We start from the raw sequence: 24,965 nt of genomic DNA, 5'->3' as shown, positions 1-24,965 counted from the left end.
GTGAGGTCGGGATCTTTTGTCCCAACCTCAATCTTATTCATTTAGAAAACTTACTTTTTCTCAATCGGCGCCACACTGGCCAAAAGTTTTTTGAGGCCAACTTCTGGGAAATTGATTTTCAATTCCTGAGTAGATCCACTTCCTGAAACTTCTAGAACAGTTCCTTCGCCCCACTTCTTATGAAGGGCAATATCACCAATAGACCAGCTGGTTTCACTTGAAGTTGATTTTGATCCAGCAGCAAACTGTCCAAAAGGTAGTCCTTTTGATTCAATGGATCTTGGTGCTGCGTTGCGTTTACGATCTTGTAGAGCTTGAGCTAGGCTCATGCCTTGACCAAAGGCGACACCTCCACTACTATAGGATGCTTTGAAGCTACTATTAGCAGGACGCGCCAAACCTTGATAAGTTAACAAATCTGAACTAATCTCATTGATAAAGCGTGTTGGGCGATTATAGTTCGTTCGACCAAACAGCAAGCGTGAGTTAGCATTGGTTAGATAAAGGATTTTCTCTGCGCGCGTGATACCGACATAGGCTAGACGGCGTTCCTCTTCTAGTTCATCCATGTCTTCTGTTGCACGACTAAGTGGAAAGACATTTTCTTCCATCCCAATCAAGAATACAACTGGAAACTCGAGTCCCTTGGCCGCATGGAGTGTCATCAAGGTTACTTCTGATGTTTCCTGACTGCCAGAGTCTGTATCTGCAATCAAGGCCAAGTCATTGAGGAAACGACTGAGCTTATCCAAGCCAGTTTCCTCTTCCTGATTATCTGGATTATCATCGAAGTTCTTGGTAACAGAAAGGAACTCTTCGATATTTTCAACACGAGCCTTGCTTTCCAAAGTCGCCTGGGCATTGAGAATATCTACGTAACCAGTTTTTTCAAGGACAGCCTCAACCAACTCTGTAATTGTTAATTGGTCCAGTTGCTCCCTCAAATCCAGAATCATATTTGCAAAGTCCCAAATAGACTGGGCTACCTTACCCTTAATTTCTGATAACATGATATTGGCTGAAGCATCTAGCATGGACATTTCTTGCATGTTTGCGAAGTCTCGAATTTTTTCAACAGTTCCTGGTCCAATGCCACGCTTTGGTTCATTGATGATGCGCTCAAAACTAATATTATCACTCAAATTAGAGATGAGATTCAGATAAGCGATAATATCACGAATTTCCTTACGGCTATAGAATTTTGTTCCACCAACCATGGTATAGGGAATATTGGACTTGAGCAAAGCTTCTTCAATAGTACGAGATTGGGCATTGGTACGGTAAAGAACTGCAAAGTCTTTGTGAAGGAAGTTTTGACTACGACCAAGTTCATCGATGGTTTTGGCTACAAAAACAGCCTCGTCTTGTTCATCATTAGCACGATAATAGACAATTTGTTCTCCATCCGCATTTTGAGTCCATAGATTCTTAGGACGGCGATTTTTATTGTTTTTGATAACGTCATTAGCAGCTTGGAGGATGGTTTTGGTTGAGCGGTAATTTTCCTCCAACAAAACAACCTTGGCTTGAGGATAATCCTTCTCAAAGTCCAAGATATTCTGCATATCAGCACCACGCCAACCATAGATAGACTGGTCAGCATCCCCAACTACGCAGATATTTTGGAAACGAGAAGCCAAGAGTTTAACGAGTTGATACTGGGCGTGGTTAGTATCTTGATACTCATCAACGTGGATATACTGGAACTTCTGTTGGTAATAAGTCAAAACATCGGGATTTTGATCAAAGAGACGCAGAGTCAACATAATCAAGTCATCAAAGTCCACCGACTCTGACTGACGAAGTTCTTTCTGATAGGCCGTATAACACTTAGCTACAATTTGCGTGTACATATCTCCTGCCTGGGCAGCATAAGCAACATCGTCAATCAGATCATTCTTAGCATTGGAGATGGTTCCCAAAATAGTGCGTTCATTCCATTTTTTAGGATCCAAGTTCAACTGCTTGAGAATGCGTTTCATGAGCGTTCGCTGTTCTCCAGGATCCACAATCGTGAAATTGCGATTATAGCCAATGTGGTCCGCATCGCGTCGTAGGATACGCACGCACATAGAGTGGAAGGTCGCAATCAAACAATCCTGAGTAGCTGGATTGAGTCCATAAGCACGCTCCTTCATTTCACGTGCAGCCTTATTGGTAAAGGTAATCGCTAAGATATTCCATGGATTGACCATCTTTTCATCAATTAAGTAGGCAATACGGTGGGTTAAAACACGAGTCTTACCAGAACCCGCCCCCGCCATGATCAGCAAGGGTCCTTCTGTGGTTTGAACGGCCTCGGATTGACGGTCATTCATCCCCTTTAATAATTCGTTCATTTTCTCTTCCTTATTCTTCAAGTCAATGTTTCTATTATATCAAAAAAGTTTGAAAATAACTTTTCTTAGGAGCCTTCTGATTATTTTAGTTGGCAAGACAAGAAAAGGCTGGGACAAAAGTCCTAGCCTCTTAATTCTCTTTTGATTATCGAGCAAGACGCAGTGGTTGAGTGGGCTCTACTACGCTGATTTCATCAGCTTTTACAGCCCTACTCAACTTTGCGGAGGTGGGACGACGAAATCGAATTCTAACGAATTACCGATTTCTGTCCCACTCTCAGTAATTATTCTATTAATCCTTTATAGACTGCAAAAGCGTCATTAGGGCTTGGGCAGAACGACGTCCTGCTTCTACGATAAATTCATCAAAGGAAACGGATGCTTCATGGTTGGCATTGTCACTCATGGCACGAACGACTAAGAAAGGTAGGTTCAAAGCGTGAGCTGCTTGAGCAATAGCTGCCCCTTCCATCTCTACAGCAAGAACTTGAGGGAAGTGCTCTTTTATCGCTTTGATTTTATCTTCTCCAGCAACAAAACTGTCTCCTGTCGCAATCAAACCTAAATGCCAAGTTTGTTCCAGTTTAGACAAACTCTCTTGAATCAAACTGATAAACTTTTTGTCTGATTCAAAATAGAGAGGCTGTTGAGCCATTTGACCGTAATCATAGCCAAAGGCAGTCACATCAACATCGTGATAGGCAAGCTTGTCTGCAATCACTACATCGCCTACTGCAATCCCATTTGCCACTGCACCAGCAGATCCAGTATTAATCACTGCATCCACCTGAAAGTGATCCGCTAAGATAGCGACACTCATCGCAGACATGACTTTTCCGATTCCACTCTCTACAAGTACAAGCTCGGCAGAACCAATCTTACCAGTATGATAGCTGTTTCCCAGAACCTTTTCTTCGCTGGCATCGTCCAAGTGTTGAATCAAGTAAACTAGCTCTTCTGGCATAGCTGCTATAATTCCAATTTTCATGATAGACCCCTTAAATAAATCTCATTGCTAGAATTAACAAAATCAAGAGAAAAATAACTGCAAATAGAATCTTGTTTAATTTAGAATTAAAGACATTTCTCTTAGTATTTTCAATCCGACGACTTTTGTGAATAGAAGGTTCAACTTCGATGGTCAGTGTATCCTGGCTAAAACCATGATCTCTGGTTCGTGAATAGCCAAAATTTTGAGAAGAAGTCGGTAAAATCTTAGTTTCCTCATCATCTAGCAAGGGAGGACCCGAGATGTCCTCTCCTCGATTGGCACGTTCAATCATTTCATCTGTTAATAAAGGTTTACCCATGGGTTCCTCCACTATTTTTTTGTAATTCCCAGTACTGGATAGCCATGATGGTCTTGGCATCACAAATATCTCCAGACTGGATCAATGCTTTAGCTTGGTCAAGACTGACTTCAAGCAACTCCAAAGTCTCATCTTCATCCTGAGGACGAGGATTTTCAACTTTTGTCAAATCGCTTGCCAAGTAAAGTTTTAAGCGCTCGTTACAAAATCCAATCGCTGAGTAAAAATCATAGAGAAGGCTTAATTTTCCAGTATAAGCTGCCTCTTCCTCTAATTCACGAAGGGCTGCTGCTTCTGGTTCTGCATTCTCCCCGATTTCAAGTTTACCTGCAGGAATTTCATAAGAAACTTTTTCAATCGCCTTGCGATATTGTTTAACAAGGACAATCTTATTTTCTGGAGTGACTGCAAGGACACAAACTGCTCCATTGTGGAAAATCAAATCACGTTGCGCTCTACCTTTGCCAGAAGGTAGTTCAACCTGGTCTTGAACCAATTGGAAGATCGGTCCTTTATAGATTTCTTTACGACTTATAGTCTTTTCTTCGAATTCCATCGTTAGCTCCTATTTATTATTAGGATGATGAGGGAGGCGAGTTGCATATTCATCCTTATTGACTTGACGACCTCGTCCAATAGCAATGGCATCAGCTGGGACATCTTTAGTAATGGTTGAACCTGCTCCAACAAGAGAGTTATCTCCAAGTTCTACTGGAGCAATGATAGTTGAATTAGATCCAACGAAAACATTGTTTCCAATGGTTGTTTTAAATTTGTGTTGACCATCGTAATTTACAGTAATCGTTCCTGCACCGAAGTTGACATCACTACCAACCTCACAGTTACCAATATAAGTTAAATGACCTGCCTTGGTATTTTCACCAATGCTTGAACCTTTGACTTCAACAAAGTTTCCAATATGCACATCTTTTGCAAGGCTTGATCCTGGACGGATATGAGCATAAGGACCAACTGTAACGCCATCAGCAACTGAGCTTTCCTCAATCATTGAATTGGTAATCACTGTCCCTGAACCGATACTACTATCAACGATATAAGTTCCGTTGGTCAAAATAGTTCCTGCACCAATCTTACTAGAACCTTTGAGGGTTACATTTGCTTCGATTTGAACTTCTGGAGCGATCTCAACATCAATGTCAATGTAAGTAGCTTCAGGATTCACAAAACTAACCCCATTGACCATATGCGCTTGGTTAATACGGCGACGCATAATGCCTTCAGCTGTCGCAAGGGCAACACGGTCATTAACTCCGAGACTTTCATCAAAGTCTTTCAGAGTATAGGCACCAACTTTTTCCCCTGCTTCACGGAAAATGCCGATAACATCAGTGATGTAGTATTCGCCTTGAGCGTTATTGGTATTGATATTCTTAAGTGCTTCAAAGAGACGAGCATTATCAAAGACATAGGTTCCTGTATTGATCTCCTTGATTTGTTTTTCAAAATCAGTCGCATCCTTCTGCTCCACGATACGAAGTACTTCAGCATTCTCGTTACGAACAATACGACCATAACCAAACGGATCTTCAGCTTCTGCAGTAAGAATTGTAGCTACGTTCTTGTGATTAACGTGGAAATCAATCAAGTTCTTTAGACTTTCACCGGTAATTAGTGGTGTATCACCAGCAATAACCAATGTTTGTCCGGAAAGTCCTTCAAGAATTGGCTCAGCCATCATAACCGCATGACCAGTTCCTAATTGCTCAGACTGTCTCACAAAATCAGTTTGACCAGCTAAAACTTGTTCAACTAGCTCTGCCTTATGACCAACAACCGTTACTGTTTTTTCAGGCTTGATTGCCCCTACACTACGAAAAACATGCTCCAGCATAGAAATTCCTGCAACCTTGTGCATGACTTTTGGTAGATCTGATTTCATACGAGTACCTTTACCCGCTGCTAAAATAACTGCATAATTTGACATATTTTTCTCTTTTCTATAGAAATTCCCTTATATTATATCATAAATTTGTTCATTCAAACACAAAAGAGGGCAAGTGCTATAAAACATTGCATTTCCTAGAGGATTTTGAGTATTTTTTTTGATTTTTTTCACCATTTACGATACACTATAAAAGTATGAGAAAGAAAATAAATCCTGTTTTTATTTTTACTGTATTAGCGACTATCGTGGGGATTTTAATCATTAACAGACCCAAGTTTGAAGACCATCCAGTCAAAACAAAGCAAAATCCAGTTCAAGTAGAAACTCAAGCTTTACATAATATCAACAAGCCGATTATTGATGTTTCTGGCTGGCAAAGACCATCTGAGATTAATTATGACACCTTAACTCAAAATATTTCAGGTGCGATTGTTCGGGTTCATAGTGGAGCTCAAGTTTCTGAAGAAAATGACGCTGCCTATAAAAATGGAGTCGATAAGGTCTACAAGGAGCATATCACAGAGTTTCAAAAACGAAATATTCCAGTTGCTGTTTACGCCTATGTAGCTGGAAAAAATGTCGAAGAAATGGAAAAAGCTGCTGAAGCCTTCTATAACGCCGCTTCACCTTACAATCCTAGCTACTATTGGCTTGATGTTGAAGAAAAGACTATGTCTGACATGAATCAGGGAGTTGAGGCCTTTCGTGCCAAATTAGCTTCATTGGGAGCAAAAAATATTGGTATCTATGTTGGTGTTTACTTTATGGAGGAACATAGTATCAGCGTTGATAATTACTCGGCTATCTGGATACCTTCCTATGGAACCAACTCAGGTCACTATGAGAGTGCTCCAAAAACAGATCTTAGCTACGACCTTCACCAATACACTTCCCATGGAAATCTTGGTGGATTTGAACATCACCTCGATTTGAACACTATTTCTTCATCAAAGAACAAGGAAGAAACCTTTAGAAAATTGTTTTTAAATCCTTAATCACTATCACAATAAGCAAGTCAGACATTGCTTTCTGCTTGCTTTTCTTTATTTTTCAGTATTAAATCACTGTTTTATCTATATAGAATATAAATCTCGGAGGCCCTCTATGTTATCATGGCTATCAAAAATTATTAAAGGAATTGTAATCGCCCTAGGTTTCATTCTACCAGGGATTTCTGGTGGCGTTCTTGCCGCTATTTTGGGAATTTATGAGAGAATGATTCGTTTTCTTGCCCATCCTTTTAAGAATTTAAAAGAAGATTTGCTCTTTTTCCTTCCTGTCGGTATTGGGATGTTACTGGGCATCGGACTTTTCTCTTATCCAATTGAGTATCTTTTAGAAAATTATCAAGTTTATGTATTGTGGAGTTTTGCTGGAGCTATCATTGGTACCATCCCAAGTCTTGTCAAAGAATCAACTCGTGATTCTGATAGAGATAAGGTTGACCACATATGGTTTTGGGCAACCTTCATCATCTCAGGTCTTGCCCTCTACGCCTTGAATTTTGTAGTTGGTTCTCTATCTGCAAGCTTCCTTAACTTTACACTGGCTGGTTGTTTGTTGGCGCTTGGAATTTTGGTTCCAGGGCTTAGTCCTTCCAATCTTCTGTTGATTCTTGGCCTTTATGGCCCTATGTTAACAGGGTTCAAAACTTTTGATTTGTTAGGAACCTTCTTACCAATTGGGATTGGGCTTCTTATCACTCTGATTATCTTTTCAAAATTCATGGACTACGCTCTTCGCCTATATCACTCACGTGTGTATCATTTTATCATTGGAATTGTACTATCAAGTACCCTCTTGATTCTTATTCCAAACGCTGGCAATGCTGAAAGTATTAGTTACAGTGGTTTGTCACTAGTTTCATATGTACTGATTGCTTTCTTCTTCGCACTAGGGATTTGGTTGGGAATCTGGATGAGTCAATTGGAGGATAAGTATAAATAATGGCAAAAAAAGTAAAAGTTAAGAAAACCTTGGTCCAACAAATTTTAACCAAGGCAGGAATAAACCATACGGGTATTCAAATTAATGCCTTGGAAGGTGAGATGCCTCAAGGTTATGAAAAGAGTCAAATTTTCAAGACTCTAGCACTTCTGGGAGATAAGACTGGACCCATTATCGGCATCCTTCCTATCACTGAACACCTTTCTGAAAAGAAACTGGCTAAGATTTCTGGTAATAAGAAAGTCAGCATGATTCCACAAAAAGACCTAGAAAAAACAACAGGCTATATCCACGGTGCCAATAATCCAGTTGGGATTCGTCAAAAACATAACTATCCTATCTTTATCGACCAAACTGCGCTTAAATTAAATGAAATGATTGTTTCTGCAGGGGAGGTTGGTCATAGTATCATTATCAATCCTCAAGATCTAGCACCCTTTGTTAAAGCTGAATTTGCAGATATCTTGGAGGCAAGTAACACATGAAATTCTATTTTATTCGTCACGGTAAAACACTTTGGAATCTTGAGGGACGTTTTCAAGGAGCAAGTGGTGACTCTCCACTCCTTGAGGAATCCATTGAGACCTTAAAAAAATTGGGGCAGTATCTCCAAGAAACTCCATTTGATGTGATTTATTCTAGTGATCTTCCTCGGGCTAAAACTTCTGCTCAAATTATCCAAAGTCAACTGAAAGACAGTTGTCCTTTAGTAGAAATAGCCTCTCTAAGAGAGTGGCAACTCGGGAAACTTGAAGGAGCAAAATTTGCAACCTTAGAAGCCATCTATCCCGAGCAATTAAAAGCTTTTCGTACCAATCTAGCTAAGTTTGATTCGACTTTGTTTGGTGCAGAGTCTGTCTATCAAACAACTCAGCGTACCACTCAATTTGTCAAATCATTAGAGTCCAAACCTTTTGAACATGTCATGATTGTTGGTCACGGAGCCAATCTCACAGCCAGTATTCGAACTCTTCTAGGATATGATACTCCGCTACTTAGAAAAGATGGGGGTCTAGCAAATGCTAGTGTTACTATTCTGGAAACCCAAGACTTTACAAACTTCAACCTATTAGTATGGAACGACACTTCTTATCAAGATAATAACTGAACTTAACAATCACTGTTAAGTTCTTTTTAGATTTTGTAGAATATCCGTGAATTTATTTGACTTTTATGATAAAATGGGAGTATCGCAAAAAAGACTCATCGTATCAAGAATTGAGTAAAAACTAGGAGGAAAAAATGTCAACAGAACATATGGAAGAACTAAATGACCAGCAGATCGTTCGCCGTGAAAAAATGGCTGCGCTCCGCGAACAAGGAATCGATCCATTCGGTAAACGATTTGAACGCACTGCTAACTCACAAGAATTAAAAGATAAATATGCTGACCTCGATAAGGAACAACTACATGAATTGAACGAGACTGCTACTATCGCTGGACGTTTGGTAACAAAGCGCGGTAAAGGTAAGGTTGGATTTGCCCACCTTCAAGACCGCGAAGGTCAAATCCAAATCTACGTTCGTAAAGATGCAGTCGGTGAAGAAAACTACGAAATCTTTAAAAAAGCTGACTTAGGAGACTTCCTTGGTGTCGAAGGTGAAATTATGCGTACAGATATGGGAGAACTCTCTATCAAGGCTACACATATCACTCACTTGTCCAAAGCCCTTCGTCCGCTTCCAGAGAAATTTCACGGTTTAACAGACGTTGAAACTATTTACCGTAAACGTTACCTTGATTTGATTTCAAACCGTGAAAGCTTTGAACGCTTTGTTACTCGCTCAAAAATCATCTCTGAAATCCGTCGTTACCTTGACCAAAAAGGCTTCCTTGAAGTGGAAACACCTGTTCTTCATAACGAAGCTGGTGGTGCTGCTGCTCGTCCTTTTATCACTCACCACAATGCACAAAACATTGATATGGTGCTTCGTATCGCGACTGAGCTTCACTTGAAACGTCTTATCGTCGGTGGTATGGAACGTGTTTATGAGATTGGCCGTATCTTCCGTAACGAAGGAATGGACGCTACCCACAACCCTGAGTTCACTTCTATCGAAGTTTACCAAGCTTATGCAGACTTCCAAGACATTATGGACTTAACTGAAGGCATTATCCAACACGCTGCTAAATCAGTCAAAGGCGACGGCCCAGTCAACTATCAAGGAACTGAAATCAAGATTAACGAACCATTTAAACGTGTACACATGGTTGACGCTATCAAAGAAATTACAGGTGTTGATTTCTGGCAAGATATGACCTTCGAAGAAGCTAAAGCTATCGCTGCTGAGAAGAAAGTTCCAGTTGAGAAACACTATACTGAAGTCGGTCACATTATCAATGCTTTCTTTGAAGAATTTGTAGAAGAAACATTGATTCAACCAACTTTTGTCTATGGTCACCCAGTAGCTGTATCACCACTTGCTAAGAAGAACCCTGAAGACGAACGCTTTACTGACCGTTTTGAACTCTTCATCATGACTAAAGAATACGGAAATGCCTTTACTGAGTTAAACGACCCAATCGACCAGCTTAGCCGTTTTGAAGCTCAAGCCAAAGCCAAAGAACTTGGTGACGATGAAGCAACTGGCATTGACTACGACTACATCGAAGCCCTTGAATATGGTATGCCTCCAACAGGTGGTTTGGGAATCGGTATCGACCGTCTCTGCATGCTACTCACTGATACTACTACTATCCGTGATGTACTTCTTTTCCCAACTATGAAATAAAAATACAAATCTCCTAGTCACATTCTAGGAGATTTTTTTGTGTTAATAAAAAGACAAACCCGATTTTGAGCTTGTCTTTTTTGTTGTTCAATTAGAATAATCCAAGAACAGTTCCATCGCTTTCAACATCCATGTTGAGAGCAGCAGGTCTTTTTGGAAGACCAGGCATGGTCATAACATCACCAGTAAGGGCTACGATGAAGCCTGCACCAAGTTTTGGTACCAATTCACGAATGGTAATTTCAAAGTTTTCAGGTGCTCCAAGTGCATTTGGATTATCTGAGAAACTGTACTGAGTCTTAGCCATACAGATTGGCAGTTTATCCCAACCATTTTGTACGATTTGTACAATTTGGGTTTGAGCTTTCTTCTCAAAGTTAACCTTGCTACCACGGTAAATTTCAGTCACAATCTTTTCGATTTTTTCTTGAACAGAAAGGTCGTTGTCATAGAGACGTGTGTAGTTTGCTGGATTTTCGTCAATTGTTTTGACAAGAGTTTCAGCCAAAGCAACGCCTCCTTCAGCTCCATCAGCCCATACGCTAGCCAATTCGACTGGTACATTGATTGAAGCACATAGTTCTTTCAAAGCAGCGATTTCAGCTTCTGTATCAGAAACAAATTCATTGATAGCAACAACTGCTGGAATACCAAACTTACGAATATTCTCAACGTGGCGTTTCAAGTTTGCAAATCCAGCACGTACTGCTTCCACATTTTCCTCTGTCAGAGCATCTTTAGCCACTCCACCATTCATTTTAAGGGCACGAAGAGTCGCTACAATGACTACTGCACTTGGAGCTGTTGGCAAGTTTGGAGTCTTGATATCCAGGAACTTCTCTGCACCAAGGTCTGCACCAAAGCCAGCTTCTGTCACTGTGTAATCTGCTAAACGTAGAGCCGTTTTCGTTGCCAAAACTGAGTTGCAGCCATGGGCGATATTGGCAAATGGTCCACCATGTACAAAGGCAGGTGTTCCATAGATTGTTTGAACCAAGTTAGGTTTGATAGCATCCTTCAAAATCAATGCCAAGGCACCTTCAACCTGTAGATCACCCACTGAAACAGGTGTACGGTCATAACGGTAACCGATGACGATATTTGCCAAGCGACGTTTCAAATCTTCAATGTCAGTTGCCAAGCAAAGGATAGCCATGATTTCTGAAGCAACAGTGATATCAAATCCATCTTCGCGAGGAATTCCATTAAGAGGACCACCAAGTCCAACAGTTACATGACGAAGAGCACGGTCGTTTAAGTCAACCACACGTTTCCAAAGAATACGACGTTGGTCAATTCCTAGCTCGTTTCCTTGGTGCAAGTGATTGTCAATCAAGGCAGAGAGAGCATTGTTTGCAGTTGTGATAGCGTGCATATCCCCAGTAAAGTGAAGGTTGATATCTTCCATTGGTAGTACTTGAGCATAACCACCACCAGCTGCACCACCTTTAATCCCCATGACTGGTCCAAGAGAAGGTTCGCGAATAGCAATCATGGTTTTCTTACCAATCTTATTTAAAGCATCAGCAAGTCCGATGGTAATGGTTGACTTCCCTTCACCAGCAGGTGTTGGGTTGATGGCAGTCACCAGGATCAATTTACCAACTGGATTGCTTTCAACTTCACGAATCTTATCAAAGCTAAGCTTAGCCTTGTATTTTCCGTATAATTCCAAATCATCGTAAGAGATGCCAAGTTTCTCTACAACATCAACGATTGGTTTTAGCTCGATACTCTGTGCAATTTCAATATCTGTTTTCATAACAAACTCCTCTACCTCAAATGTGTTAATTCATTATATCATAAAATAATATTTTTAACAGTCATAAAGCTTGATAACGTTCGTAAATATCACAACACTTCAGACTTTCTTGGCTTCTTTTTAAATTTTTATATGCCTTTATAGGTTTTAACTATAGATTAAGATTTCGACTAATTCAAAAAGTAGCTATCAATTTCTGATAAATTGTGTAGAATTTGACTATTAGAAACTCCTATTTGCTCAGCTAATTCAATTGAATACTCAAAACGAAGACGTATATTGATAGATAAATCAAAAGAGTAATCCTGTAATCGTCCTAGTTTATGATATTTATCTATAATATCATTAAAAATAATCTTGTATTTATCATCTAAGTTTTTGATATGGTTATCTAAGTTTTCCCTGTAATTTTGAATTAATTCCTGTTCCCTATCACTTAAAATCCCTTTGCCTATTTCCCAAATTATTGAAGTAGCAATTGAACCTACTACTGCTCCTAAGACAGGGACAGGAATAAGTGTTTGACCAACACATGAACCAATTGTCGCTAATGTTGTATCCAATGTATTGATAGTTATAAAATTTATAAATTCATCCTCAGTAATCTCATTTGTTCTAAGTTTAGTAATAATATCTACCATGCCGTAACTTGCTGTTACAAACGCACTTGCATAAGGAGCACTCATTTTAAAAACATTAGTGAGACCATAAATCGCGTAACCTGATATAGAAGCTTTTACCGCACCTTCCACTGTTTCTAATCCACAGTCTAACCAATCTGATTGTTCAAATTCAAAAATTGTTTTTCCTTCTTTGTTTTTCCCATACACAGCTGACATTAATGCTAAACCACCTTGTAAAAGAAAAGTATTTTTTGCAATCTTGTTAGCTTCTCTTAAATTTGGTAAAGAATTTTTTTTGGCAAGAATTTTCTTCTTAGCTAATTCTCTCCGCTTTACTTTGACCTTTTTATCAATTTTTATTTTCTCTAAGTCTAATACTTTATTAATTGAATTTCTTTGAGCATCATCATAATTTAGAACAGATGATTTCATCCAAGATTTATATGAAGTAAGTCCCTTTCTTTCGGTAATATCATTGATCATTTGTCGTATATCAGTAATTTGTTTAATAGACAATTTTTTACCATTAAATTCAACTTCTTTGGCGCCAGCCATAATTTTTTCGTATACTAACACGTGATCTTTTGGAAACATCATTTTCATTTTTTTACTGTAATGAAAAGATTGACATAGTTCATCACGTAAATTATTATAAAACTTCATTTGAATGGTATTTCTACCAATTAATAAATCGGCTGGTCCATTATCATTCAATACTTTTACAATAGGATTTAATCCTTCAAAAGCTCTTCTCGCATTCACAATTCCTGCTTCTGCAAATTCAGCAATAAAACCGTGACCGCCGTATTCACCTCCACGATTCTTTAGAATAACGTCTTCAATGTTATTTCGAGCATAGTTTAAGATTTTAGAGGCATTGTCCTTGTTTAAAATGACATGTCGAGCTTCATCATCAATCATTTTCATAGCAATTTGTAAGTCTTGAATTCTCAAGTTGTTTAAACAATTGACATATGCACCTATCCCTTGATAAAATGCTCTATTAACAGCCTGATTCATCATTTATTTTAATTTCCTTATTAATCATCGAAGTAAGTGAGAGGGTTGAATTTACTAAACTACCTGCTTGATACTTTTCATCATCTGTAAATAAGTTATAATCTTTTCCAATTAAAGAAAGATTAGCTAAATAAATCTCCTCAGTTTGCTTTTCAATTAAATTAATTAATTCACTAATTTCTATTATTGATTTATCAGTTTGTCTAATTAATAACTCAATTTTCTTTTGTTCATCAAGCGCTTCTTTAGCTACTTCTTCATTTTTTTTATTAGCAAAAACACCTGCTCCGACAGACGCTGTTAACATTAAGCCAGCAATCCCCCAACCAACAGGGCCCACCATGGCTAAAAAGGCATTGCCAGCAGCCATACCTCCTCCGCCTGCTGCTAGACTTCCTCCACCTAACCAAGCTAATGCCGCACTATTTGCTGCTGCACCTGTCAAGCTAGAAATTGCTGTTCCTGTTGATGCGACACCAAAAGTAGTTGCAACTCCCATAGCTGCAGTAGGACCTAAAGTTGCGACTGTCACACCTAAAGCACTTAAAGAAGCTGTAGCTGCCGTACTACCGCTGGCTAATTCTGCTTCTTTGATTGCCTGAGTAATAGCTAACTGCTTATCTTCGAAATTCTGTATTTCAACAATTATTTCGTCTAATTTTGTTTCAAATTCTTTCGGTTTATTTGCTAATTTACTAATTCTTTCTTCAATGATTTTGACAACTTTGATCGCCTTGTCTCTACTTTTATAAAGCTCAGTCGATTTATTCGTTAGATCTGTGGCTTTTTCATTATATGTTTGAATAGATTCATGATAGTTCTCAACGGCTTCGGACCTTAGTTTACCATTAAAAAGATCTATTGAATCAATTTGTGATTTTGCTTCCGTTGCAACTTTACCAGCTTGATTAAGCGTGCCAGATGCAACCTCTGTTACTTGTTGAACAGTATCATTCGCTACTGTAGCAGCTTGACCTGAAACGTCTGAAACAACATTTCCTATCTTATTTGATACATCTCCTATTACTTTTACAGAATCTGATAATAAATCTCCTGTAACTTTCCCAGCGCTATCTAAAGCTTTTCCAGCTTCATTAAGTACGCTACTAGTTGTCTTACTAGCATCATCAATTACTTTACTAGCTTCTTTAACCATATTATCTGCAAACTTAAAAAAGTCCATAACGGCTTCCCCTTTTCATCTATAACTAAAATAATTATCTTATATCTTAAATTAATTGTCAATAATAATATAGTTATAAAGTTTAGTTATATTTTATCGCTTTCATTTTACTTACTGCTCATTTTTTTGTACAATAGTTCTATGAAAATTTTAGTTACATCTGGTGGTACAAGCGAAGCAATAGATCGAGTTCGCTCCATTACCAACCACTCTACTGGTAGACTTGGTAAAGTAATAACTGAGACTTTACTAAATGCTGGTCACCAAGTTTGTCTGATTACTACGCAACAAGCGTTAAAACCAGCACCACACTCAAATTTATCCATCATTGAAATCAAAAACACTTCCGATTTACTCCAAGAGATGAAACGGATTCTTCCTAATTATCAAGTTTTGATTCATTCCATGGCAGTATCTGACTATAGTCCTGTTTACATGACTGGTCTTGACCAAGTCCAAGCAAGCCAAGATTTAAGTGAGTTTTTGCATAAGAAAAATATGGAAACAAAGATCTCCTCTAAGGATGAGGTGCAAGTCCTATTTCTCAAGAAAAATCCAAAGATCATCTCTCTTGTTAAAAAATGGAATCCAAGTATCCATCTCATTGGCTTTAAACTGCTTGTCGATGTTACTAAGGAGCATCTAATTCAAATCGCTAGAGAAAGTCTTGAAAAGAATCAAGCAGACTTGATTGTCGCTAATGACCTCACTCAGATTAATGCTGATCAACACCTGGCTTATCTAGTAGAAGAAAAAGATTATCAGATTGCTGCTAGCAAACAAGAAATTGCTGACTTATTATTGGAAAAAATTCAGGGATTTGATCGTTAGAAAGGAAAATTATGGCTCGTATTACACTCGCTGTGACAGGCTCTATCGCCTCTTACAAGGCTGCTGATTTGGTAAGTGGCTTGAAGAAACAAGGGCATTCTGTGACTGTACTCATGACCCAGGCTGCGACTGCCTTTATTCAACCTTTAACCCTTCAAGTCTTATCACAAAATACAGTTCATCTCGATCTTATGGAAGAACCTTATCCTGACAAAGTCAATCATATCGAGCTAGGAAAAGAAACAGACTTGTTTATCCTTGCCCCTGCAACCGCTAATACGATTGCGAAAGTCGCGTACGGTTTTGCCGACAATATGGTTACTGCTACTGCTCTTGCTTTGCCAAACTATGTTCCAAAACTAGTAGCACCTGCTATGAATACCAAAATGTATGACCATCCAGCAACTCAAGCAAACCTAAAAACTTTGGAAAATTATGGTTACACAATTATTTCTCCTAAAGAATCCCAACTGGCCTGTGGAGACGTAGGACGGGGTGCTCTTGCTGATCTTGATACTATTTTACAACAGATAAAGGAAAAACTTCATGAACAAACGCTCTAATATTGCTCCAATTGCTATCTTTTTTGCCAGCATGATTGTCATTCATCTGCTGAGTTCTATTATCTTTAATGTCTTGCCCTTTCCAATTAAACCGACCATTGTCCATATTCCAGTCATCATTGCTAGTATCATCTACGGGCCACGAATTGGAGCCATCTTAGGTTTCTTGATGGGGATGATTAGCTTGACAGTCAATACAATCACAATTCTCCCAACCAGCTACCTCTTCTCTCCATTTGTACCAAATGGTAACATCTACTCCCTAGTTATTGCGATTGTACCACGCATCCTTATTGGTTTAACTCCATACTTTGTCTATAAACTCCTCAAAAACAAGGCAGGGCTCATCTTCGCGGGAGCACTCGGTTCACTTACCAACACTGTATTTGTTTTAGGCGGTATCTTCTTCCTCTTTGGAAATGTTTTTGACGGAAATATCCAAAAACTATTAGCTACTGTTATCTCAACAAACTCTATCGCAGAACTGATTATCTCAGCAATACTTACCCTAGTTATTGTTCCGAGACTTGAAAAAATCAAAAAATAAGAGGTCGGGAAAATCCCGACCTCGATTTTTATTTGCCCCAAGTAACTGACTCTGTATTTAATTAAGATTACAGACTTCTAAAAGTCCCTTTGACGAGACTATCTAAAAGTATGATTGTAAAGACTCACTGATATTGGAAAAGGCTTCAATCTTAGAAAAATATTTACTTTCCAACAGCCTTTTATCTACTTATTATTGAGCTAGACGTGCTTCTTCTAAAATCTTTTCAATTTTTGTCGTCAGCAAATCAATAGCTACTGTATTGGTTACTCCTTCTGGAATAACGATATCTGCATAACGCTTTGTTGGCTCAATAAATTGATGATACATGGGTTTTACCACACCAAGATACTGGTCAATAACGCTATCTAGGCTACGACCACGTTCTTCCATATCACGTTTAATACGGCGAATGATACGAACATCATCATCTGTATCTACGAAAATCTTGATATCCATCAAATCACGAAGTCGTTTGTCCTCCAAAACCAAGATTCCTTCTACGATAAAGACATCCTGAGGTTCTTGACGATAAGTTTTAGAACTTCTGGTATGGGCAGCATAATCATAGGTAGGAATATCAACTGGACGACCTGCCAACAACTCTTTGATTTGCTCAATCATCAAATCAGTATCAAAAGCAAAAGGATGGTCATAGTTGGTCTTAATACGCTCTTCAAAGGTTAGATGAGATTGATCTTTATAGTAGGAATCATGCTCAATCATAGCTATTTTCTCGTTTGGAAAATGCGACAAGATTGCTTTAGATACGCTTGTCTTTCCTCCTCCAGATCCACCTGTTACTCCGATAATGATTGGTCTATTTTGCATTGTAGCCTCCTTGTTTTTTCCCTTGTCTATTTTACCATATTTTTGATAAATTTTACAGATGGAGTTTTCTACAAAATAGAAGAAAAAATCCTCATAGCTAGAAGCTACAAGGATTTGTAATTGTTTAATCGAAGTTAACGTATTCTTTAGAAAGTTCAAGCACTTCTTCCATTGTTGAACATTCAGTAAGAGCACGGTTAGCGTATTCTTGCATTTTAGCAGTGTCGAGTTTCTTCATCAAGCTACGTGTACGAAGTACAGATGTTGCTGACATAGAGAACTCATCCAAGCCCATTCCGACAAGAAGTGGAACAGCTGTTTGATCACCAGCCATTTCACCACACATACCAGCCCATTTACCTTCAGCGTGAGCTGCTTTGATAACGTTGTTGATCAAACGAAGGATTGATGGGTTGTATGGTTGGTAAAGGTATGAAACTTGTTCGTTCATACGGTCTGCCGCCATTGTGTATTGGATCAAGTCGTTTGTACCAATTGAGAAGAAGTCAACTTCTTTTGCAAATTGGTCTGCAAGCATAGCTGCTGCAGGAATTTCGATCATGATACCAACTTGGATGTCATCCGCAACTGCAACACCTTCAGCAAGAAGGTTAGCTTTTTCTTCATCGAAGACTGCTTTAGCTGCACGGAATTCTTTCAAAAGCGCAACCATCGGGAACATGATACGCAATTGACCATGTACAGAAGCACGAAGAAGTGCACGGATTTGAGTGCGGAACATTGCGTCTCCAGTTTCAGAGATAGAGATACGAAGAGCACGGAATCCAAGGAATGGGTTCATTTCATGTGGCATATCGAAGTAAGGAAGTTCCTTGTCACCACCGATATCCATTGTACGAACGACAACTGGTTTACCGTTCATTCCTTCAAGAACAGCCTTATATGCTTCGTACTGCTCGTCTTCAGTTGGGAAGTCTTGAGAATCCATGTACAAGAACTCTGTACGGTAAAGACCGACAGCTTCTGCACCATTGTCATTAACACCTTCAACGTCTTTTGGAGTACCAATGTTTGCTGCCAATTCAAAGTGTTTACCGTCAGCAGTAACTGTTTGAGCATCTTTCAAGAGTGCCCACTCAGCTTTTTGTTGAGCGTAAACTTCACCAGCTGCTTTAAACTCTGCTGCTTGTTCTTCAGTAGGGTTGATAATGACCTCACCTGTAATACCGTTAACGGCAAGCAGGTCACCATCTTTAACGATTTCAGTGATGTTGTTTGTACCCAAAACTGCAGCGATTTCAAGTGTGCGAGCCATGATAGCTGAGTGACTTGTACGACCACCAATGTTTGTTACAAAAGCTTTTACAAAGTTTTTGTCCAATTGAGCTGTATCAGATGGAGTCAAGTCGTGAGCAATCACAATAACTTCTTCATTAATAGAAGCTGGGTTTGGCAATTTTTTACCAAGGAGGTTAGCCAATACACGTTTTGTTACGTCGCGGATATCCGCTGCACGTTCTTGCATGTATGGGTTGTCTTCCATGCCTTCAAAGATTGTGATAAACATGTCTGTAACTTCTTTCAGACCTGCTTCTGCATTCACTTTCTTAGCACGGATAGTTTCTTTGATTTGACCGATCAATTCAGGGTCAGCAAGAACCATCAAATGGGCGTCAAATACTTGTGCCGCTTCTTCACCAAGCGTACCTACAGCCTTCTCGCGGATAAGAGAAAGCTCGTTTTGAGAAGCTTCAAGAGCAACATCCAAACGAGCCTCTTCTGCATTTGTATCTTCGACTGTAACAGTCTCGAATGATAAATCCGGTTGAACGAGTAGATATGCTTTTGCAACTGCAACACCGTCAGATGCTGCGATTCCTTTAAGCATTTCTGTCATTTCCTTATGCCAATCCTTCTTTTTCCATTGTTTCTGAGATTGCAGCGATAGCGTCATCAGCGTCTGCACCTTCAGCAGTGATTGTAACGTCAGCACCTTGACCAACACCAAGGCTCATTACACCCATGATAGATTTAAGGTTAACTGATTTACCTTTGTACTCAAGAGTGATATCTGAAGCAAATTTGCTAGCAGTTTGTACCAACAATGTTGCTGGACGTGCGTGAATACCTGTTTCTGCCACTACGTGGAAATCTTTAGAAGCCATAGTTTGACTCTCCTTTAATAGTTTTCTTGTTGAGTTACATATCTGATAACCCTTACAATTTAGTATTATATCACCTTCATTGATATTTTTCAAGTATTTTATGGACTTTCTTCAATTTCCTTTCAGATAACTTGCTGAAAATCTTCTATTAAATTTAACAAAACACAGTATGTAGTTTTTATTAAGACGTCTATAATGAAATCATTGATTTTTCTGTCGTTATTTTTCAAAACTACACTATATATTGTGTTTGTTAGTAAAATCAGTAAAATAAGTACACAAGATTTAGTTTTAGAAAGTTGACAAAGTTTTTTTTTCTGATATACTAAGAAAGTAATAAATTTTTAAAGAGGAGTTACAGAAATGGTAACCGTATATTCTAAAAACAACTGTGTCCAATGTAAAATGACGAAACGTTTTTTAGACAGTAATAATGTTGAATATAAAGAAATCAATCTTGATGAACAACCTGAATACATTGATCAAGTAAAAGAGCTTGGCTTTAGTGCTGCTCCTATTATTCAGACACCGACAGAAGTTTTCTCTGGTTTCCAACCAGGTAAACTCAAACAACTTGCTTAAGAATCAGGACAAAAGCTTCTATGTCTACCTTAGAAGCCTTTCTTTTGTAATTAGATAAAGGATTTTTTATGGGATTAAAACAACTTGAAGATGTGACTTACTTCCGTCTTAACAACGAAATTAACCGTCCTGTTAATGGACAAATTATGCTTCACAAAGACAAGGAAGCTTTAGAAGCCTTCTTTAAAGAAAATGTTGTACCAAATACAATGGTTTTTAACTCAATTACGGATAAGATCAACTTCCTCATTGAGCATAACTACATTGAGACAGCATTTATCAAGAAATACCGTCCAGAATTTTTGGAAGAACTGCATCAATTTATTAAGGATCAAAACTTCCAATTTAAATCTTTCATGGCTGCCTATAAATTCTATAATCAGTATGCTTTGAAAACTAATGATGGGGAGTACTATCTTGAAAGCATGGAAGACCGCGTCTTCTTTAACGCCCTTTATTTCGCAGATGGTGATGAAGCGATTGCTATCGATATTGCCAACGAAATCATCCACCAACGTTATCAACCTGCTACTCCTTCTTTCTTGAATGCAGGCCGTGCGCGTCGTGGTGAGTTGGTATCTTGCTTCTTGATCCAGGTAACCGATGATATGAACTCTATCGGACGTTCTATCAACTCAGCTCTTCAACTGTCACGTATCGGTGGTGGCGTGGGAATTTCCCTCAGCAACCTTCGTGAAGCTGGAGCACCTATCAAAGGGTATGAAGGTGCTGCTTCTGGTGTCGTACCTGTTATGAAGCTTTTTGAAGATAGCTTCTCTTACTCTAACCAACTTGGTCAACGTCAAGGTGCTGGGGTTGTTTACCTCAATGTCTTCCACCCAGACATTATCGCTTTCCTTTCAACTAAGAAGGAAAATGCCGATGAAAAAGTTCGTGTCAAGACTCTCTCACTTGGTGTTGTGGTACCAGATAAATTCTACGAATTGGCTCGCAAAAATGAAGAAATGTACCTCTTCAGCCCATACTCTGTTGAAAAAGAGTATGGCGTACCTTTTAACTACATCGACATCACAGAAAAATACGATGAGCTAGTCGCAAATCCAAACATCCGTAAGACAAAAATCAAGGCGCGTGATTTGGAAACTGAAATTTCTAAACTGCAACAGGAATCTGGCTATCCTTATGTCGTTAACATTGATACTGCTAACCGTGCAAATCCAGTTGATGGTAAGATTATCATGAGTAACTTGTGTTCAGAGATTCTCCAAGTGCAAGAACCAAGTCTTATCAACGATGCGCAAGAATTTCTAAAAATGGGTACTGATGTTTCATGTAACCTTGGTTCAACAAACGTGGTCAACATGATGACTTCACCTGATTTTGGTCGTTCTATCCGTGCTATGGTGCGTGCCTTAACTTTCGTTACAGATAGTTCACACATCGTAGCTGTCCCAACTATCGATCATGGAAATAGCCAAGCTCATACCTTCGGTCTTGGTGCCATGGGACTTCACAGCTACCTTGCTCAGCAATTGATTGAATACGGATCTCTTGAATCTGTTGAGTTTACAAGCATCTACTTTATGCTTATGAACTACTGGACCTTGGTAGAATCTAATAACATCGCGCGTGAACGAGGTATCACCTTCCACAACTTTGAAAAATCAGACTATGCTAACGGAAGCTACTTTGACAAGTATATAACTGGCGAATTCCTTCCGAAATCAGACCGTGTTAAAGAACTCTTCAAAGATATCTTTATCCCTACTGCTGCTGACTGGGCTGAACTTCGTGATAAAGTTAAAGCAGATGGACTTTACCACCAAAACCGCCTTGCTGTAGCGCCAAATGGTTCGATCAGCTACATCAACGATGTTTCTGCTTCTATTCACCCAATTACGCAACGTATCGAAGAACGTCAAGAGAAGAAAATTGGTAAGATCTACTATCCTGCTGCTGGTTTGTCAACAGAAACAATTCCTTACTACACTTCTGCTTATGACATGGATATGCGTAAGGTCATTGATGTTTATGCTGCTGCGACTGAGCACGTGGACCAAGGACTTTCACTCACACTCTTCATGCGTAGTGATATTCCAACAGGCCTTTACGAATGGAAGAAAGAAAACAAACAAACGACACGTGACTTGTCTATCCTTCGTAACTATGCCTTCAACAAAGGTATCAAGTCTATCTACTACGTCCGTACCTTTACAGATGATGGTGGAGAAGTCGGTGCTAACCAATGCGAGAGCTGTGTGATTTAATTCAACTCTCAAAGAAATTACATTTACTTAATCCATTAAACGTATTTTGCTGATAAAATCATGTAAGAATTTAAAAGTCGGGCTTCCGACTTTTTGTTCGATTATAGTATAGAATTATGATAAAATAAGAATGATTACGTTATCGCATTACTACACACAGAAAGAGATTTCAAATGAAAACTTACTACAAAGCCATTAACTGGAATGCCATCGAAGATGTCATTGACAAATCAACCTGGGAAAAACTGACGGAGCAGTTCTGGCTCGATACGCGTATTCCCTTGTCAAATGACCTAGATGACTGGAGAAAGCTTTCTAACAAGGAAAAAGACCTTGTTGGTAAAGTTTTTGGAGGTTTGACCCTTCTTGATACCATGCAATCTGAAACCGGGGTTCAAGCCCTTCGCGCGGACATCCGTACACCACATGAGGAAGCTGTTTTCAATAACATCCAATTTATGGAATCTGTTCACGCTAAGTCTTACTCTTCTATCTTTTCTACCTTGAATACTAAGTCAGAAATAGAAGAGATTTTCGAATGGACCAACACCAATCCATATCTTCAGAAAAAAGCTGAAATTATCAACGAAATCTACCTAAACGGTAGCCCACTTGAAAAGAAAGTTGCCAGCGTCTTCCTTGAAACCTTCCTCTTCTACTCAGGTTTCTTCACGCCACTCTACTATCTAGGAAATAACAAGTTGGCCAACGTTGCGGAAATCATCAAATTGATTATTCGTGACGAGTCTGTTCACGGAACCTACATTGGTTATAAATTCCAACTTGGTTTCAATGAATTAGCTGAAGAAGAGCAAGAAAAACTTAAAGAATGGATGTACGATCTCCTTTATACTCTTTATGAGAACGAGGAAGGATATACTGAGAGCCTATACGACGGAGTTGGATGGACTGAAGAAGTTAAAACCTTCCTTCGCTACAATGCTAATAAGGCACTCATGAATCTGGGACAAGATCCACTCTTCCCAGATTCAGCTGATGATGTCAACCCTATCGTTATGAATGGTATTTCAACTGGTACATCAAACCACGACTTCTTCTCTCAAGTTGGTAATGGTTATCTACTTGGTGAAGTTGAAGCTATGCAGGATGATGACTATAACTATGGACTAAATTAATACCTAACCTAAAAAAACATCTAAGTTTATTTAAAAACTAGATGTTTTTTTTTGTTTATTTTTGTTTTCTTTAAGTTGCTTAGCTGTTTAAAATATGATAAAATAATATTAGATTTGGGGGTGGTTCAATGCTGAAGCAAGAAAAATTAGATACTATTTTAGAAATTGTAAATACAAAAGGAACTATCACTGTTAAAGAGATTATGAATCGCCTTGATATTTCCGATATGACAGCTAGACGATATTTACAAGAGTTAGCAGATAAGGATTTGCTGGTTCGAGTTCATGGCGGTGCTGAAAAACTTCGAACAGGTTCCTTATTAAATAATGAGCGTTCTAATGTTGAAAAACAAGGACTACAAACAGCAGAAAAACAAGAAATTGCTCGCTTTGCCGGTCACTTAGTTGAAGAAAGAGAAACTATTTTCATTGGTCCAGGTACCACATTAGAATTCTTTGCGCGTGAACTTCCTATCGATAACATTCGTGTTGTTACCAATAGTTTGCCTGTATTTTTCATTCTAAACGAGCGTAAGCTAACTGACCTAATTTTAATCGGCGGTAATTATCGTTCAATTACTGGAGCCTTTGTAGGTACTCTAACCCTTCAAGATATCGCTAGTTTGCAATTTTCAAAAGCCTTCGTTAGTTGTAATGGTATCAAGGATCATGCTATCGCTACTTTTAGTGAAGACGAAGGTGAAGCACAGAAATTAGCACTAGAAAACGCCAATAAAAAATATCTCCTAGCTGACCATAGCAAATTTGATAAGTTTGATTTCTTTACATTTTATAATATTTCAGATATCGACACTATTATCACTGATTCTAAATTAAGTGACGAAACACTCCAATCACTGTCTAAACAAACTAAAATTATCAAGTCAAGACCTTAAACTCTACAACTAGTCATAGAATCTAGTAGCTACTACTAATTCCGTGGCTAGTTTTTTATTTTGCAAAAATTATAAAAAGTTCCCGCAATGTTTATAGATATTTACCAAGCACAAATATTATAAAACTAAAAAACCTGAAAGTTATATCTTTCAGGTTTTTTGATTGAATTAATCAACTAATAGAATCGTTAGAAGATTTATTCTTCATCATCACGCTTACGACGTTTAGCCACTAATCCTAATCCGGTTAGACCTGCTACAACTCCAAGGAGAGCATTTGTAGCTGAAGCAGTTTCACCTGTATTTGGTAATTGCTTACGGGCCTTAGTGGTATCAGTTTGTGGAGCTTGACTAGTTGAAGTCGAATGAATCGTAGACGCACTTGTTGATGCTGACTCAGAT

24 protein-coding genes are annotated in these 24,965 nt (G+C 38.7%); 12 read left to right on the top strand and 12 right to left on the bottom strand.

All coding sequences use genetic code 11. The annotated features are described in order from the left end of the window. Nucleotides 1–50 precede the first annotated feature (50 nt). From pcrA to glmU, 5 genes are all read right to left on the bottom strand, one after another. Nucleotides 51–2,339 (bottom strand): DNA helicase PcrA, encoded by a 2,289-nt coding sequence (gene pcrA, locus HMPREF2619_RS07345; protein ID WP_070460399.1) that lies wholly within the window; start codon nucleotides 2,337–2,339, stop codon nucleotides 51–53. A gap of 292 nt (nucleotides 2,340–2,631) precedes the next feature. Beyond that, entirely contained in the window at nucleotides 2,632–3,327 is a 696-nt protein-coding gene (locus HMPREF2619_RS07340; RefSeq protein ID WP_070460397.1) for a 5'-methylthioadenosine/adenosylhomocysteine nucleosidase, read from the bottom strand. A gap of 10 nt (nucleotides 3,328–3,337) precedes the next feature. Next, nucleotides 3,338–3,649, bottom strand: a complete 312-nt coding sequence (gene macP / locus HMPREF2619_RS07335; RefSeq protein WP_060955683.1) for a cell wall synthase accessory phosphoprotein MacP — start codon at nucleotides 3,647–3,649, stop codon at nucleotides 3,338–3,340. Next, entirely contained in the window at nucleotides 3,642–4,205 is a 564-nt protein-coding gene (locus HMPREF2619_RS07330; RefSeq protein ID WP_070460396.1) for an NUDIX hydrolase, read from the bottom strand. The genes macP and HMPREF2619_RS07330 overlap by 8 nt, the downstream gene beginning before the upstream one ends. Nucleotides 4,206–4,214: 9 nt before the next feature. Then, nucleotides 4,215–5,594 (bottom strand): bifunctional UDP-N-acetylglucosamine diphosphorylase/glucosamine-1-phosphate N-acetyltransferase GlmU, encoded by a 1,380-nt coding sequence (glmU, locus tag HMPREF2619_RS07325; RefSeq protein WP_070460393.1) that lies wholly within the window; start codon nucleotides 5,592–5,594, stop codon nucleotides 4,215–4,217. A 155-nt stretch (nucleotides 5,595–5,749) separates the two neighbouring features. Here glmU and HMPREF2619_RS07320 point away from each other — a divergent pair, with 155 nt between their 5' ends. The 5 genes from HMPREF2619_RS07320 (at nucleotide 5,750) to lysS (ending at nucleotide 10,235) form a co-directional block, all read left to right on the top strand. Beyond that, nucleotides 5,750–6,550, top strand: a complete 801-nt coding sequence (locus tag HMPREF2619_RS07320; protein WP_049526118.1) for a glycoside hydrolase family 25 protein — start codon at nucleotides 5,750–5,752, stop codon at nucleotides 6,548–6,550. Between the two features lie 109 nt (nucleotides 6,551–6,659). After that, entirely contained in the window at nucleotides 6,660–7,502 is an 843-nt protein-coding gene (locus HMPREF2619_RS07315) for a DUF368 domain-containing protein (RefSeq protein WP_049526116.1), read from the top strand. Next, nucleotides 7,502–7,987 carry an aminoacyl-tRNA deacylase gene (locus HMPREF2619_RS07310; protein WP_070460391.1) on the top strand — a complete coding sequence of 162 codons (486 nt, stop codon included), beginning with the start codon at nucleotides 7,502–7,504 and terminating at the stop codon, nucleotides 7,985–7,987. The genes HMPREF2619_RS07315 and HMPREF2619_RS07310 overlap by 1 nt, the downstream gene beginning before the upstream one ends. Then, a complete protein-coding gene (locus HMPREF2619_RS07305; protein ID WP_049526113.1) occupies nucleotides 7,984–8,610 on the top strand; it encodes a histidine phosphatase family protein in 627 nt (208 codons plus the stop codon). Before HMPREF2619_RS07310 ends, HMPREF2619_RS07305 begins: the two co-directional genes overlap by 4 nt. A 134-nt stretch (nucleotides 8,611–8,744) precedes the next feature. Continuing rightward, nucleotides 8,745–10,235, top strand: coding sequence for a lysine--tRNA ligase (gene lysS / locus HMPREF2619_RS07300; protein WP_070460390.1), 1,491 nt, complete (start codon nucleotides 8,745–8,747; stop codon nucleotides 10,233–10,235). A 91-nt stretch (nucleotides 10,236–10,326) separates the two neighbouring features. Here lysS and HMPREF2619_RS07295 read toward each other — a convergent pair whose 3' ends face one another. The 3 genes from HMPREF2619_RS07295 to HMPREF2619_RS07285 all read right to left on the bottom strand — a co-directional run bounded on the left by HMPREF2619_RS07295 (nucleotide 10,327) and on the right by HMPREF2619_RS07285 (nucleotide 14,823). Then, entirely contained in the window at nucleotides 10,327–11,997 is a 1,671-nt protein-coding gene (locus HMPREF2619_RS07295; protein WP_070460388.1) for a formate--tetrahydrofolate ligase, read from the bottom strand. A gap of 170 nt (nucleotides 11,998–12,167) precedes the next feature. Next, nucleotides 12,168–13,643 carry a hypothetical protein gene (locus HMPREF2619_RS07290; protein ID WP_045763901.1) on the bottom strand — a complete coding sequence of 492 codons (1,476 nt, stop codon included), beginning with the start codon at nucleotides 13,641–13,643 and terminating at the stop codon, nucleotides 12,168–12,170. Continuing rightward, on the bottom strand, nucleotides 13,624–14,823 hold the full coding sequence (locus HMPREF2619_RS07285; protein WP_080936322.1) for a hypothetical protein: 1,200 nt from the start codon (nucleotides 14,821–14,823) through the stop codon (nucleotides 13,624–13,626). The genes HMPREF2619_RS07290 and HMPREF2619_RS07285 overlap by 20 nt, the downstream gene beginning before the upstream one ends. 141 nt (nucleotides 14,824–14,964) lie before the next feature. On the opposite strand from HMPREF2619_RS07285, the gene HMPREF2619_RS07280 reads away from it, so the two are divergent. From HMPREF2619_RS07280 to HMPREF2619_RS07270, 3 genes are read left to right on the top strand one after another with little or no spacing between them, the layout of a single operon-like run. Further along, a complete protein-coding gene (locus tag HMPREF2619_RS07280) occupies nucleotides 14,965–15,654 on the top strand; it encodes a phosphopantothenate--cysteine ligase (RefSeq protein ID WP_045763902.1) in 690 nt (229 codons plus the stop codon). Between the two features lie 11 nt (nucleotides 15,655–15,665). After that, nucleotides 15,666–16,217, top strand: a complete 552-nt coding sequence (gene coaC / locus HMPREF2619_RS07275) for a phosphopantothenoylcysteine decarboxylase (protein ID WP_045763903.1) — start codon at nucleotides 15,666–15,668, stop codon at nucleotides 16,215–16,217. Next, on the top strand, nucleotides 16,201–16,764 hold the full coding sequence (locus tag HMPREF2619_RS07270; protein ID WP_045763904.1) for an ECF transporter S component: 564 nt from the start codon (nucleotides 16,201–16,203) through the stop codon (nucleotides 16,762–16,764). The genes coaC and HMPREF2619_RS07270 overlap by 17 nt, the downstream gene beginning before the upstream one ends. A gap of 192 nt (nucleotides 16,765–16,956) precedes the next feature. On the opposite strand, the gene udk is transcribed toward HMPREF2619_RS07270, so the two are convergent. The 3 genes from udk to HMPREF2619_RS07255 all read right to left on the bottom strand — a co-directional run bounded on the left by udk (nucleotide 16,957) and on the right by HMPREF2619_RS07255 (nucleotide 19,721). Then, nucleotides 16,957–17,595 (bottom strand): uridine kinase, encoded by a 639-nt coding sequence (gene udk / locus HMPREF2619_RS07265; RefSeq protein ID WP_006151141.1) that lies wholly within the window; start codon nucleotides 17,593–17,595, stop codon nucleotides 16,957–16,959. A 124-nt stretch (nucleotides 17,596–17,719) separates the two neighbouring features. Then, nucleotides 17,720–19,453, bottom strand: coding sequence for a phosphoenolpyruvate--protein phosphotransferase (ptsP, locus tag HMPREF2619_RS07260; RefSeq protein ID WP_070460386.1), 1,734 nt, complete (start codon nucleotides 19,451–19,453; stop codon nucleotides 17,720–17,722). A gap of 4 nt (nucleotides 19,454–19,457) precedes the next feature. After that, the gene (locus HMPREF2619_RS07255) at nucleotides 19,458–19,721 is read right to left on the bottom strand and encodes a phosphocarrier protein HPr (protein WP_000146952.1); all 264 of its coding nucleotides are present in this window, start codon (nucleotides 19,719–19,721) and stop codon (nucleotides 19,458–19,460) included. 363 nt (nucleotides 19,722–20,084) lie between these two features. On the opposite strand from HMPREF2619_RS07255, the gene nrdH reads away from it, so the two are divergent. The 4 genes from nrdH (at nucleotide 20,085) to HMPREF2619_RS07235 (ending at nucleotide 24,563) form a co-directional block, all read left to right on the top strand. Continuing rightward, the gene (nrdH, locus tag HMPREF2619_RS07250; RefSeq protein ID WP_000259242.1) at nucleotides 20,085–20,303 is read left to right on the top strand and encodes a glutaredoxin-like protein NrdH; all 219 of its coding nucleotides are present in this window, start codon (nucleotides 20,085–20,087) and stop codon (nucleotides 20,301–20,303) included. A 68-nt stretch (nucleotides 20,304–20,371) separates the two neighbouring features. Then, nucleotides 20,372–22,531, top strand: coding sequence for a class 1b ribonucleoside-diphosphate reductase subunit alpha (gene nrdE, locus HMPREF2619_RS07245; protein ID WP_070460384.1), 2,160 nt, complete (start codon nucleotides 20,372–20,374; stop codon nucleotides 22,529–22,531). Between the two features lie 173 nt (nucleotides 22,532–22,704). Next, complete coding sequence (gene nrdF, locus HMPREF2619_RS07240; RefSeq protein WP_070460382.1) at nucleotides 22,705–23,667, top strand: class 1b ribonucleoside-diphosphate reductase subunit beta; 963 nt, start codon at nucleotides 22,705–22,707, stop codon at nucleotides 23,665–23,667. A gap of 128 nt (nucleotides 23,668–23,795) precedes the next feature. After that, on the top strand, nucleotides 23,796–24,563 hold the full coding sequence (locus HMPREF2619_RS07235) for a DeoR/GlpR family DNA-binding transcription regulator (protein WP_070460381.1): 768 nt from the start codon (nucleotides 23,796–23,798) through the stop codon (nucleotides 24,561–24,563). A 197-nt stretch (nucleotides 24,564–24,760) separates the two neighbouring features. Here the strand turns inward: HMPREF2619_RS07235 and HMPREF2619_RS07230 are convergent. After that, nucleotides 24,761–24,965: LPXTG cell wall anchor domain-containing protein (locus HMPREF2619_RS07230; protein WP_148130378.1), on the bottom strand; the 205-nt coding region annotated here is incomplete at its 5' end.

This window comes from Streptococcus sp. HMSC074B11 (genome assembly GCF_001808705.1).
Classification (GTDB): domain Bacteria; phylum Bacillota; class Bacilli; order Lactobacillales; family Streptococcaceae; genus Streptococcus.
The sequence above is the reverse complement of the archived record's forward strand: the minus strand, read 5'-3'. Positions and strand labels throughout refer to the sequence as shown.